13 protein-coding genes are annotated in these 12,861 nt (G+C 62.8%); 2 read left to right on the top strand and 11 right to left on the bottom strand.

Features of this window, described 5'->3' with window-relative positions; genetic code table 11:
* Window positions 1-128: 128 nt before the first annotated feature.
* Window positions 129-2,960, bottom strand: coding sequence for an FAD-binding and (Fe-S)-binding domain-containing protein (locus tag Q0P52_RS03355; protein ID WP_293763989.1), 2,832 nt, complete (start codon window positions 2,958-2,960; stop codon window positions 129-131).
* Window positions 2,961-3,279: 319 nt separating this feature from the next.
* Between Q0P52_RS03355 and Q0P52_RS03350 the strand changes: the two genes are divergently transcribed.
* Both Q0P52_RS03350 and Q0P52_RS03345 read left to right on the top strand, forming a co-directional pair.
* The gene (locus tag Q0P52_RS03350; protein WP_293763987.1) at window positions 3,280-3,831 is read left to right on the top strand and encodes a hydrolase; all 552 of its coding nucleotides are present in this window, start codon (window positions 3,280-3,282) and stop codon (window positions 3,829-3,831) included.
* Between the two features lie 624 nt (window positions 3,832-4,455).
* Window positions 4,456-4,788: a DUF2322 family protein gene (locus tag Q0P52_RS03345; RefSeq protein WP_293763984.1), complete on the top strand. Its 333-nt coding sequence runs from the start codon at window positions 4,456-4,458 to the stop codon at window positions 4,786-4,788.
* A gap of 76 nt (window positions 4,789-4,864) precedes the next feature.
* Here Q0P52_RS03345 and rplI read toward each other — a convergent pair whose 3' ends face one another.
* The 10 genes from rplI to Q0P52_RS03295 all read right to left on the bottom strand — a co-directional run bounded on the left by rplI (window position 4,865) and on the right by Q0P52_RS03295 (window position 12,841).
* Complete coding sequence (gene rplI, locus Q0P52_RS03340; protein ID WP_293763982.1) at window positions 4,865-5,314, bottom strand: 50S ribosomal protein L9; 450 nt, start codon at window positions 5,312-5,314, stop codon at window positions 4,865-4,867.
* 18 nt (window positions 5,315-5,332) lie between these two features.
* Window positions 5,333-5,560 (bottom strand): 30S ribosomal protein S18, encoded by a 228-nt coding sequence (gene rpsR / locus Q0P52_RS03335; RefSeq protein ID WP_011137185.1) that lies wholly within the window; start codon window positions 5,558-5,560, stop codon window positions 5,333-5,335.
* 5 nt (window positions 5,561-5,565) lie between these two features.
* On the bottom strand, window positions 5,566-5,865 hold the full coding sequence (gene priB, locus Q0P52_RS03330; protein WP_293763926.1) for a primosomal replication protein N: 300 nt from the start codon (window positions 5,863-5,865) through the stop codon (window positions 5,566-5,568).
* A gap of 18 nt (window positions 5,866-5,883) precedes the next feature.
* Window positions 5,884-6,261 (bottom strand): 30S ribosomal protein S6, encoded by a 378-nt coding sequence (rpsF, locus tag Q0P52_RS03325; protein ID WP_293763923.1) that lies wholly within the window; start codon window positions 6,259-6,261, stop codon window positions 5,884-5,886.
* A gap of 159 nt (window positions 6,262-6,420) precedes the next feature.
* Entirely contained in the window at window positions 6,421-6,714 is a 294-nt protein-coding gene (locus Q0P52_RS03320; protein ID WP_293763921.1) for a hypothetical protein, read from the bottom strand.
* A 16-nt stretch (window positions 6,715-6,730) separates the two neighbouring features.
* Window positions 6,731-7,054, bottom strand: a complete 324-nt coding sequence (locus Q0P52_RS03315) for a metal-sensitive transcriptional regulator (protein WP_293763919.1) — start codon at window positions 7,052-7,054, stop codon at window positions 6,731-6,733.
* A gap of 45 nt (window positions 7,055-7,099) precedes the next feature.
* Window positions 7,100-8,602, bottom strand: coding sequence for a multicopper oxidase family protein (locus Q0P52_RS03310; protein ID WP_293763917.1), 1,503 nt, complete (start codon window positions 8,600-8,602; stop codon window positions 7,100-7,102).
* 74 nt (window positions 8,603-8,676) lie between these two features.
* Window positions 8,677-9,303, bottom strand: a complete 627-nt coding sequence (locus Q0P52_RS03305) for a nucleotidyltransferase family protein (RefSeq protein ID WP_293763914.1) — start codon at window positions 9,301-9,303, stop codon at window positions 8,677-8,679.
* The gene (gene rlmB, locus Q0P52_RS03300; RefSeq protein WP_293764096.1) at window positions 9,290-10,045 is read right to left on the bottom strand and encodes a 23S rRNA (guanosine(2251)-2'-O)-methyltransferase RlmB; all 756 of its coding nucleotides are present in this window, start codon (window positions 10,043-10,045) and stop codon (window positions 9,290-9,292) included. Before rlmB ends, Q0P52_RS03305 begins: the two co-directional genes overlap by 14 nt.
* A 102-nt stretch (window positions 10,046-10,147) precedes the next feature.
* On the bottom strand, window positions 10,148-12,841 hold the full coding sequence (locus tag Q0P52_RS03295; RefSeq protein ID WP_293813654.1) for an EAL domain-containing protein: 2,694 nt from the start codon (window positions 12,839-12,841) through the stop codon (window positions 10,148-10,150).
* Between the last annotated feature and the right edge of the window lie 20 nt (window positions 12,842-12,861).

Below are 12,861 nucleotides of genomic sequence, written 5' to 3'. Positions count from 1 at the left end.
AAGGCAAGCCGGCAGGACAAGCCTGCCGGGCACAGAGGCCCGCCGCCCCCCCCTGAGTCTGCGTTGCACCGCTCTGTTCCGGATGCCCTGCGAGGCTTTGCCGGTGGTTCTTGTATCGTGCTGCGCGCTCAGGTTTTCGGCCGGGCGGCGCGATCCACCAGATACATCAGGTTCTGGTAGGGAATGCCGCCGTGCTCGGTCAGGCCGATCTCGCAAGTAACAGAGTTGGAGAAACCGCTGCCGCAATCCTTCACCTGCGCGCGCAAGCCGGACAAGGCGCTGGCGTTGAGCTCCGGCGTGCTGAAACCCTTGTCGCCGGCAAAGCCGCAACAAGTAATGCCCTGCGGCTCCACCACCCGCGTCGCGCAGCGGCGCGCCAGCGCATTGAGCATGGCGGCCTGGCCGGTTTTGCGCATGGAGCACACCACATGCAGGGCCACGCTTTCCTCCTGCGGCGTAAACGCCAGATACTGCGCGGCTTCTTCCTCAACAAAGCGGGTGACGTCGTACACGCGCAAGCGCGGGTCCTGAATGCCTTCCAGCATGCTGACGGTACAAACCCCATTGTCGACGATGACCGGCCAGCGGCCATTGTCGCTGGCGGCCAGCAAGGCGGTGGTCAGTTCGGCCAGCTTGTCGCGCGCGGCGACCACCGCCCCCTTGGACTTGAACGGCGTACCGCAGCACAGACCGTTCATATCGGCAGGATAAATCAGCTGATAGCCAGCCTTGTCCAGCACCGAAGCCACCACTTCGTTGAGCGGACGAGCATCGGCCTGGCGCGGCGATGGCGCAAAGGTACGGGTCAGACAGGACGGCAGATACACCACCTTGCGCTCGCTCGCTTTACCAGTAGACAGCGTCAGCGCGCCGGCCGCGCGCGGGAAAGCCGGTTGCCAGTGCGGCACGCTCTTGCCGGCCACGCTGCGCAGACCGCGCATCAGCGCACCGGTGGCGGCATCGCCGGCCACATCCTGCACCATGCCCAACACGCGCAAGCCGCCGCGCGCCAGTGCAGTAGCTGTGCCGTAGTGCTCAGCCAGCTGACCCGCCACCGCCTGCCCCACGTCGGACAGGCCGGCTTCGCGCAACAAGCTGGTAAGCGAACCGGTATTGATGCCCACCGGACAGGCGGTTTCGCACAGGCCGCAGGTGGTGCAGGTGGCATCGCCAGCATAGTCGTAGGCCGCCGTCAGCGCCGCCAGCCGCTCCTCATTGCCGCCTTGCTGACGCAAGGAGGCCATTTCCCGATTGGCGACAATGCGCTGGCGCGGTGTCAGCGTCAACGCCCGGCTGGGGCACATCACCTCGCAGAAACCGCATTCTATACACTTGTCGATCAGGGGGTTGGCCGAAGGAATCGGCTTGAGATCGCGCACGTGCAGCAGCTTGTCGTGGGTGATGATCACGTCCGGATTGAGAATCCCCGCCGGATCAAACAGCGCCTTGATTTCCTGCATGATGCGGTAGGCCGCCGGCCCCCACTCCATCTCAACAAAGGGCGCCATATTGCGGCCGGTGCCGTGCTCGGCCTTGACCGCCCCTTCATACTCCACAGCCACCAGGCGGCAAACCTCTTCGATGAAGGCCTCGTAACGGCGGATTTCCGCCTCGCCGGAGAAGTTGGGGGTGAAAACAAAGTGCAGATTGCCTTCCAGCGCATGGCCGAAAATGATGGCCTCTTCGTAGCCGTGGCGGCGGAACAGCGCCTGCAGCTTGAGCGTGCCCTCAGCAAGGTGCTCGATGGGAAACACGACATCTTCGATGATGACCGTGGTTTCCGCGGCACGCATGGCGCCCACGCTGGGGAACATCCCCTTGCGGATATTCCACAGACGGGTGTACTCCTCAGCCACATCGGTAAAACGGATCTCGCCCAGATGAGGAATGTGGCTGATGAAACCGGTAATGGCGGCAGTCTGGCCGGCCAGTGCGCCAGCGGTGGCCGCGCGGGTTTCCATCAGGATGGCGGCGGCGTCCTCGCCCAGCGTTTTCAGCTCGGCCGGCACGCCGGCCTTGTTTTCCACCGAGCGCAGGCTGGCGCGGTCCAGCAGCTCCGCCGAGGACACGATGTCCTTGTGATGCGCCAGCAGGCTGATGGCGTCGCAAGCGTCCTTGATTGTGGGGTACAACACCAATGCCGATGCTTTGCAGGGGTGGTCTTCCACCGTGTGGTACACCACCTCGGACACGAAGGCCAGCGTGCCTTCGCTACCCACGATCAGCCGGCAGAGCATGTCCAGCGGATCGTCGAAATCCACCAGCGCGTTAAGGCTGTAGCCGGTAGTGTTCTTCATCTTGTACTTGCGACGGATGCGCACTTCCAGTTCCGCATCCGCCATGATGCGCGCCGATAGCGCGGCAATGCCGGCCAGCAGGTCGGAATGGCTGCGGCGGAAGGCGTCGCGGCTGGCCGGGTCGCCGCTGTCCAGCGCCGTGCCGTCCGCCAGCACCAGCCGCAAGCTTTTCAGCGTCTGGTAGGTATTTTGCGCCGTACCGCAGCACATGCCGCTGGAGTTGTTGTTGACGATGCCGCCGATCATCGCCGAATTGATGGTGGCCGGGTCCGGGCCGATCTTGCGGCCAAACGGCGCCAGCGCCTGATTGGCGCTCGCCCCCACCACGCCCGGCTGCAAACGGATGGCTGCCCCGCCCTCCAACACCTCCAGACCGGTCCAGCCCTGGCTGACCACCACCAGAATAGAATCGCTCACCGCTTGTCCGGACAAGGATGTGCCGGCGGCGCGGAAGGTAACCGGCAGCCCCAATCGCGCGGCTTCGGCCAACACGACGCGCACTTCGTCCTCATTTTGCGTCTTCACCACCACCTTGGGCGTCAGCCGGTAACAGGAGGCGTCGGTGCCGTAGGCCAGTGTGGACAAGGGGTCGGTAAACACCCGACGCGGGTCGATGGTGTCGGTGACGGTGCGGTGAAATTCGCGGTAAGCGTCCTGCAACATGCTTGATTCTCCCAGAAACCGGCTCCGCATCGCGCCCACGCCGTCTGCGAACCGGTTTTTCGTGCCGCCTGCCACCCTTGGCGCTTCTTCAAAGCGTCGCCACGCAGCCGGCGCGGCAGACTTTGAACAAGCGCCCAGACGCCGGCGCGCGGTCTCTATCGTGATGGCAGGATAGTGCCACAAGCGTCGCGTTTGCCCATCAAGGGATTACCCTGTTGTCAAGCGCCGCAAGCAGCCGCGCTTGGTCAGGCCGGCAATGGGGTTTGGTTGGCGCGCCGGACCCGGTTATGCTGGGTGGTCGTCTTGTGAGGAGAACGCCATGCTGATGCGAAAAGACCATGCCACCTTGCTGGTGGTGGATGTACAGGACAAACTGCTGCCCGCCGTGGACAAGGCCGACGCCATGCTGGCCGCCTGCCGCTGGCTGGTTGGCGTTGCGCGTGACACAGCGCTGCCGGTGGTATTTTCCGAGCAATACCCCAAAGGACTGGGCCATACGCATGCGGACTTGTTGGCTGAATATCCCGGCGCGCCGGTGGTCAGCAAACTGCACTTCTCCTGCGTGGCGGGCGACTGTTTGCCGGACAGCTTGCTGGCACGCGAACAAGTGATCGTTTGCGGCATGGAAACCCATGTCTGCGTGCTGCAAACCGTGCTGCATCTGCTGGCGGCGGGCAAGCAGGTGTATGTGGTGGCGGACGCGGTGGGCAGCCGCAAGGAGAGCGATCGCCAACTGGGTCTGGAGCGCATGCGACAGGCCGGCGCCGTGCTGGTCAGCCGTGAAATGGTGTTGTTTGAAATGCTGGAGGCCGCCGGCAGCGAACTCTTCAAGAGCCTGAGCAAGCGTTATCTGATGGGCGAGCAGCCCTGAACAAACCGTCGCAGACCGGAGGCGCGGCAAGCGCCGCTTTTGCGGTACGGTGCCGAAAATGGAAAAGGTTGGCCGAAGCATCCACCTTCGGCCAACCTTGATCCGGCGGCTTTGCCGCTCTGCTTTCTCCTTTGCAGACTGGCGCGAGACAGAAAGGGGTCGCTTTCCGTCGCCAGTGCTGCCTGCGTATAAGCAGGAGTCGTGCCAGCACGACAAGGCATTGATACCAATAGTCAATTACATTGACATTGCGGCAATTCACGCCGCCTGCGGCGCATCTTGCCGATAGTGCGCACCATGATAGTGCGCTCAATTCCCCAAAGCGGGTCATGCTCCACCCTCTCCCCCGTATGCCGAAGCACCCAGCAGGGTCCATGGCAATCCGCGCCATAATGCGCAGATACCACGCGCGGCTAACAAACTCCCGATGCCGAGTTGCGTATCCTTGCCGCACTCAAGCACTGCCGGTATCGGCGTGCCTTGCCTCAGCCGCGATACTGATTGCTGTTAGCCGCTTCAAGCCGCCAGGCTCCCACGCCAGCAAACACCGCGCCCTGCGGGGTTTTGTTTGCTGGCCTTAACAGGCAAAATCAGGCTTTCGCCCCATCCACCCGAAAGCCTTTCATGAGCCAAGCCCTGTTCAAGGACATTCTCGACACCTTGCCGGCCACCGACGGCATTGACGCCATCGTGCTGCTGGACGCCGGCGGCGAACCACTGGTCCGTCTGGACAACAAGCCCGGCACTGCCGGTTCCGTACGCGTTTACAATGCGCTGGTGAAACGCTTTGGCCACATCGATCGCCAGGCCGCTCGCGAAGGACTGGCGCTGTACGCCGAGCATACCGCCGACGCCCGCGACAACCCGGGCAAGCATCCCAACATCGATCGCCTGCTGGCCATCGCCGAAGCCGGCGCACCGGGCCTGCGCGCCCGCATCGTGCTGTCCGACGAATGACGCGCACGGAGCGCAGACATGAAAAAAGCCCGCCGATTGGCGGGCTTTTTCGTGAAGCGATTTCCGTAAACGGGAATCAGGCTTCGCCGACAACAACGATCTTGATCGGAGTCACCACGTCGTGGTGCAGAGCGATCTCGATGTCGTACTCGCCGATGGCCTTGAACGGGCCGTTCGGCAGGCGAACTTCGAGGCGCTTGATTTCCACGCCGAACGCGGTAACGGCTTCAGCCACGTCCACGTTGGTCACGGAACCGAACAGACGGCCGTCAACGCCAGCCTTTTGGCTGATGGTGATAACGGCGTCAGCCAGCTTCTCGGCGCGAACCTTGGCGTCGGCCAGGATTTCGGCTTGCTTGGCTTCCAGTTCGGCGCGGCGAGCTTCGAACTCTTTCAGATTGTTTTCAGTGGCGCGCTTGGCTTTGCCTTGCGGGATCAGGAAGTTACGAGCGTAACCGTTCTTGACCTTAACCACGTCACCCAGTTGACCCAGGTTGGCGACTTTTTCGAGCAGAATGATTTGCATCTTGAGTCCTTTCCCGGTTTAGTGCTGGTCGGTGTAAGGCAGGAAAGCCAGGAAGCGAGCACGCTTGATAGCGGTGGTCAGCTGACGCTGGTAGCGAGCCTTGGTGCCGGTAATGCGAGCCGGGATGATTTTGCCGTTTTCGGCGATGAAGTCTTTCAGGAGATCAACGGATTTGTAGTCGATTTCCTTGATGCCTTCTGCCGTAAAGCGGCAGAACTTCTTGCGCTTGAAGAGTTGACGAGCCATTTTGACTAACCTTTTACAAATTCAACATATTCGATATTGAGTACTAACCGCGGATTTTTGAGGCTGCGCTGTGCGAGAAAACCAGTGACTTGCACTGTTTGACCCGCCAGTTTGCCGGCTTGTTGCCGAGCACTCTCTCCAATCAGCACGGCCTGGATTTCACAGGCCACGTCGCGTTCGAAACCGCCAGCAGTCTGTCTAGACTGGTGCCTGAGCCACATTTCCACTACCGGTATGCCGGCCGGGGTGTAGCGCAGGGCATCTTCGCGGTCGACCGTCGCGGTCAATACCAGACGGTTCTGCAAGACTTATGTCCCTGCCAATCAGGCAGAGGCTTCAGCCTCGGCTGCCGGCTGCTGGGAATCCAGCAGGTTCTTAGCCTTTTCGTCCTTCATCATCGGGGACGCTTCAGTGATGGCGCGATCCAGTTTGATGGTCAGGTGACGCAGAACAGCGTCGTTGAACTTGAAGGCGTGCTCGATTTCGGCGAGGGTCTCGGCCTGGCACTCAACGTTCATCAGAACGTAGTGAGCCTTGTGCAGCTTCTGGATCGGGTAAGCCAGTTGACGGCGGCCCCAGTCTTCCAGACGGTGGATCTTGCCTTCAGCGGCCAGAACCATGCCCTTGTAGCGCTCGATCATGGCCGGAACCTGTTCGCTCTGGTCCGGGTGGACGATGAACACGATTTCGTAATGACGCATGTTAACTCCTTATGGCTGTATCAGCTTTTTGCCATGCGGTTGCAAAAAGCAAGGTAGTAAAACCGCAGCATTGTACGCATGTGCAGCGGCCTTGGCAAATAAAAACGGACCCTCCGGCGGCGAAACCGGCAGGCCCGAGATGTTATCAGCAATGCATCGTCAGCGCTTGGGTTCCCGCAGGATGTCGACAACCACACCGCGCTCCACGACCACCTGGGTGGTATAGGGCAGATCGTCTGCGCCCAGCCAGTACAAGAAGCGCGCGCCCTCTCCCGCGGCATTCGCCGCATCGGCCGCCTGCGGCTTGATGTAGTCGGGCTTACCCGCCACCTGTAGCAGCTCCGCCTCGCTCATGTCCTGATGCAGGCGGATATAGGTATCGAAAGGCAGCGGCGCGGCCTGCGAAAAAGGGGTGGCCAGCAAAGCCAGCATCAGCAATAGCGTTTTCTGCACGGGATTCTCCGTCAATTCAGCGGACCTTCTTCACCACGTCGATCAGCTCGGTCACCATGCCGGTGGCGTCGCCATCCTGCATGGCGCGGCTGACGCAGCCTTTCATGTGGTTTTCCAGCAACTGCATGGACACCGCGTCCAGCGCCGACTTCACCGCCGCCACCTGCGTGAGGATGTCCACGCAGTAGCGGTCGGCCTCCACCATGCCGCTGATGCCGCGCACCTGGCCCTCGATGCGGGCCAGCCGCTTGAGCAGGGCCGCCTTGTTGGGCTGGATGACAGTCTTGCCCGCGGCATCGGGCAGGGTGTGACAGCAATCGGCGTTCTTGGCCTGGGTCATGTCGAGACGGGTGTCGGTCTATGGGGAGGACAGTGTAACACCGGCTCAGGCTTCCACCTTGATCATGCCCATCATGCCCGCGTCTTCATGCTCGAGGATGTGGCAGTGATACATCCACAGGCCCGGGCGCTCGAAGCGCAACCGCAGGCGCACGCTTTCTCCGGCCGGCACGTTCACGACGTCGCGCCAAGCGAGGAAGGGTTCTTCGCGCCAAACGCCGTCTTCGGTGCGCGCAGTCACCTGAAACCGGGTGCCGTGAATATGAAAGGGATGATCCATGTGCGCTTCGCTGATCAAGGTCCACTCTTCGACCTCGCCCGCCTTGCCGGTGAAGTCGGCGCGGTTCATGTCGAAAGTCTTGCCGTTGATGAGGAACATGGCGTTCATGTCGGCCATGTTTTCGCTGATGCGCAATTCGCGCCGCACTTGCGGGGCCGGCAGTGGCTGGATGTCGCGCAAACGGCCTGGCACCGGGGCGCTGTTCGTCTTGCCAAGAGCCGCTCTCTCCAGGCTTGCCAACAAGATGTCGTCAGTCTGTTCGGCGCTCATGGCCTTGCCCCGATGATATGGCCGCGCCAGCACGCCAGCAGGCTGGCCCGCGCGGAAACGGCCGGTAATGACGACTTCCGCTCGCTCTCCCGGCGAAAGCAGCAATTCCGTCACCGGTTGCGGAGCGGCAATCAGGCCGCCGTCCGTCCCCACCAGCATCAGGTCGTGCGCCGGCACGGCAATGCGCAGGATGCGGGCGCTGGTGGCGTTCCAGACGCGCCAGCGGCGACGCTCGCCTTCGGCCAAGGTCACCAGCGGACGCCAGGCGCCGTTCACCAGCACAAACTGCCCTTCCCGGCCGTCATGCCGGTCCGCCATACTGTTTTCAGCAATCTGGCCCGCAGTGTCCAGCTTGAGATCGGACAGCACCAGCCATTGCTCGGGCAAATGGGCCAACGGGTCTTGCTTGCTTTTCACCACGAACACGCCGGCCAGCCCCATATAGGCTTGCCGACCGGTCAGGCCATGCGGATGCGGGTGGTACCAGTATGAGGCCGCCGAATCAGCAGGCAGGGTAAATCGGTAATGGCGCAGCCCCTGCGGGGCCACCGGATAGTGCGGGCCGCCATCCTGATCGGCCGGCACCGGCATGCCGTGCCAGTGCACAGTGGTGGGCTGGGTCAGGTGATTGGCGAAAGCGATGTCCACCTCGTCGCCCTCCTGCGCCACGATGGCGGGGCCGGGCACTTGGCCGTTATAAGCCCAGAACACGGTGGCGGCGTTGCCGGGCAACAAGGGCAACTCAGCCGGCGCAGCCTGCAGGGCCGCGACAAAACGCCCCGGGCCGGCCTGATTGGCCAGCAGGCGGGGAGCGGGCAGCGGCTGGCCGCTGGGCAAGTCAAAGCCAACGGCTGGCGGCGGCGCGTCAACCGGGCCATGGCCCATGGCGGCGTGATCCATCTCGCTCATGTTGGCGCTGCCGGCGGCAAAAGCCTGGCGCAACAGCAAGGGGGTGAGCGCCAGGGCGGCGGCGCTGGAAAGAAAACGGCGGCGTTGCATGATCAGGCTCCCTTCAGGATGTCTGTACTTTATACCCCCATAGGGTATAAAGCCAATAGAGCCTGAAGCGGTGATCAGGTTCCCTTGCGGCAGATCAAATCCGGCCAGCGAAGCAGCCAGCCCTTGCTCTCGAGACGCGCTTCAAACACCGCAGCCGGGACACGGGCCGGGTTATGCCGCACCACGCCGGCAAACAGGTCCGCCAGACCAAAGGGTGCGATCAGCTCCAGTATTCCGCCGCGGCGGCGCACGGCAATGGCGGTGGCGGTTTCCGGCCAGCTGGCCAAGGCGGCGGCCAGTGAGTCAAACGCAGGCCAACGCTGCCCCTGCGTCTGCGCCAGCCAATGATGGATGGTGGCCTGATTGACGATGTCCCACTCCGCCACTTCGGCAAACCTTGCGCGCAGCGCCGGCTGCAAACGCGCGGCAAGCGCGGCTTCGTCGCACTCTTGCGTGTAATGAACCAGATCGATTTCCACCGGCAGGGATGGTGGATAGCCGTGCAGATAGTCCCACACCGCCGCGCGCACGGCACCGGCCGCCAGCCAGCAATCCGGCACCAGCACAGCCAGTTGGTCCAGTAAAGGCGACAGCAGCGGGTGCGCGGTCAGAATGGCGTCCAGTCGGGCAAGCAAAACGCCCTGCTCCGCAGGGGACGGCAGGGCGTTGTTCAAGGCGGGCCGGGCGTCAGGCTTTGGCATCGGCGGCCAGCACGCGCTGGCGACGGCTTTCTGCCAACACCATGCCGGACGATACCGACACATTGAGGCTTTCCACCGTGCCGAACATGGGGATGGACACCAGCACATCGCAATGCTCGCGCGTGAGGCGGCGCATGCCCTCGCCTTCCGAGCCCATCACCCAGGCCAAGGGGCCGGCGGCGTCCACATGGAAGAGATCGGTATCCGCTTCCATGGTGGTGCCGGCGATCCATACGCCTGCGTCCTTGAGGTCGCGCAGGGTGCGGGCAAGATTGGTAACGGCAATGTAAGGCACCACTTCGGCTGCGCCGCAGGCCACTTTGGAGACAGTAGCGTTAAGGCTGGCGGAGCGGTCTTTTGGTGCGATGACGGCGTGTGCGCCCATGGCGTCGGCCACGCGCAGGCAAGCGCCGAGGTTATGCGGATCGGTCACGCCGTCCAGAATCAACAGCAAGGGCGGCTCGGACAGGTTGTCCAGCACGTCGTCCAGCGTCACGTGATTGCGGCTGGCGTCGATCATGGCGACCACGCCCTGATGGCGCGCGTTGCCGGTCATGCTGTCCAGGCGGTCGCGCTCGACGATGTGCAGCTTGATGCCCTCTTCCGCCGCCTTGTCCAGCACGGCCTTGGCGCGGGCGTCGTGCCGGCCGCCGGCCAGCCAGATTTCGATCAGGCTCTTCGGGTTTTGCCACAGCCGGGCGTTGATGGCGTGAAAGCCGTGAATCAGGCGCTTGTTGCTCATTGCGCGGTCTGCCTTGCGAATTCGGAAACCGTTCATTGTAGCGGCAAAGCCGGCGGCTTGTCCGGCCTGCGCCTGTCAATGACGCGCGGTGGGCATCAAACCCTATAACCCGCCGCAGTCGTCGGCCGGCTCCCGCCGGCGCGACTGCGAGGCCAACATGACCGCCAGAGCGGGAAACTCGGCCGCCGGCACAGGTTTGCCGAAGAAATATCCCTGCAACAGCGCGCAGCCTTTCATTTGCAGGAAATCCGCCTGCTCGGCCTGCTCCACGCCCTCCGCCACGACGGTGAACTTGAGCTTGCGCGCCATGGCCAGAATGGCCTCGGCGATGGCGGCATTGTCCTCGTCGCCGGGCAAGCCTTCCACGAAAGAGCGGTCGATCTTGAGCGTGTCCAGCGGGAAACGCTTGAGATGGGAAAGACTGGAATAGCCGGTGCCGAAGTCATCGATGGACAGCCACACCCCCAAGGCCTTGAGTTCGCCCAGTTGGCGTACCGTCTCCATCGGGTTCTGCATGATCATGCTTTCAGTCATTTCCAGCTCTAGCCGGTCCGCCGGCAGGCCGGCCGACTCCAGCGCCCGCGCCACGTTCACTACCAGGGTTTGCTGCTCAAATTGGCGGGCGGACAAATTCACCGCTACGCGCGGCACATTCAGGCCCACCTCATCCCATTCCGCCAACTGGCGACAGGCTTCCTGCAACACCCAGTCGCCAATGGGCTTGATCAGGCCGGTTTCTTCCGCCAGCGGAATGAAACGCACCGGCGGCACCAAGCCCAGCTGCGGATGCCGCCAGCGGATCAGCACCTCGGCGCCGGCCAGCTCGCGCGTGTCGGCCGTCAGTTGCGGCTGATAGTGCAACTCGAACTCGCCACGCTCCAGCGCCAGCCGCAAACCGTTTTCCAGCAACAGGCGCTCGAAAGTCTGGTTGTTCATTTCCGCATCAAAGAACTGATAGGTGTTCTTGCCGGCGTCCTTGGCGCGGTACATGGCCACGTCGGCGTTCTTGAGCAGGGTGCGCGCGTCGATGCCGTCGTTGGGGAATACGCTGATGCCGATGCTGCCGGTGACGAAGACCTCATGCTCTTCCAGTCGCAAGCCGCGCCCCAGCACGGCAAGAATAGTCTCCGCCGTACTCGCCAGCTCGGCCTGATCCTCCACCTCGCTGAGCAGCAAGGTGAATTCATCGCCGCCCAGTCGCGCCAGCAAGTGTTTGTCGCCCAAGGCCGCCGACAATCGCTGGCCGATTTCGCGCAGCAGTTCGTCGCCGGCCTGATGGCCGAATGAGTCGTTGATCAGCTTGAAACGGTCCAGGTCGATGAACATCACCGCCAGTTTGCCGCCGCGCGGGCCGGCTTCCAGAATGGACGACTCCAGCCGGGCAATCAGACTGGTGCGATTGGGTAGGTGAGTCAGCGGATCGTGATTGGCCAGAAACTGCAAACGTTCTTCAGCCTGCTTGCGCACGGTGATGTCGGAAAACACCGCCACATAATTGCTCAAGATGCCGCTCGGATCGCGCACCACGGAGATGGACAGCTCGGCCGGATACCAATCGCCGTTCTTGCGACGGTCGGTCATTTCACCCTGCCAGTGTCCCTGCCGGTCCAGTGCGGTCTGCATTTCCAGCAACGGCCGGCCGTTGGCCTCGGCGAAAATGCGCGAAGCCTGCCCCAGCGCTTCCGCCTCGCTGTAGCCGGTAATGCTGGTGAACGCGTTGTTCACGGCCAGGATGCGGGTGTCGGCATCCAGAATCAGGATGCCCTCGGCCGAGTTCTCGAAAATCTGCGCCGCCAGCTTGAGATTGGCGTCGGCCGCGATGCGGTCGGAGATATCCACCACCACGCCGATCAGCGCCGGCTTGCCTTCGTAGTCCACCAGCCGGCTATGAATCTCCAGATCCACCAGCATGCCGTCGCGACTGATGGCGCGCGTGGTGTAGTGCATGGTCTGGATGTTTTCGCGCAGCCGGCGACTGATCTGCAAGCGGATGCGACTGGCCTCATTGGCGGGCAACAGACGCTCCAGACCGGCATCGCGCAACTCGTCCACCGTGTAACCGATGATGGAGGCCAACTTGGGATTGCAATACACCAGCTTCTCGTCCTGCATGATGTAAATGCCTACCAGCGTTTGCTCCACCAGCGCCCAGTACTTGGCCTCGGCCTCGCGTTTGGCCTTTTCCTCGCGGTGAATGCCAGTCAGGTCGGTGTCCACGCTGCCGACGCCGGCCGGACGGCCCATGCTGTCGAACAGCGGAAACTTGGTCACCAGCATGTCGTAGCGCTCGCCGCCCAGCGTGAAGGCTTCCTCGAACTGCCGCGCCTCCAGGCATTGCAGCACCATGGCGTCCTGTTCGCGGATGCGGGCGGCGTCGGCCGTATCGAAATAGGCGTCCGCCATTTTGCCGGCCATGGATTGCGCGCTTACCCCCAGCAGGCGGGCATAGGCGCGATTCACCAGCAAGAATCGGCCATCCAGCCCCTTGAGCGACATCAGGTTGGGGCTGTTGTTGACCAGCGCATCGATGCGGGAACGGAACTCCTCCAGCTCTTGCTCTTTGCGGCGGTGATTGTCGCTGAGGGTGGCCAGCAGCAGCGAAGCCACGATAAAGGTCAGACTCAGCGCGGTGTTGTTGATCAGCTCGTCCGGCAGGGGCGCGCTCATCGACAGCCCGGGCAGCAGGCCCGGCAGGCTAAGCAACAGGCACACCAGCGTGCCGGTAAGGCAAGCGCCCGCCACGCGCGCGCGCAACGCCGACTGTAACGGCGCGGGAACATTTGCACCGCTTTGCACTTAATTTTGCACCGGTCTAA

Source organism: uncultured Aquitalea sp., from assembly GCF_945957525.1.
Classification (GTDB): Bacteria; Pseudomonadota; Gammaproteobacteria; order Burkholderiales; family Chromobacteriaceae; genus Aquitalea.
This window is presented reverse-complemented; position numbering and strand designations above follow the sequence as displayed.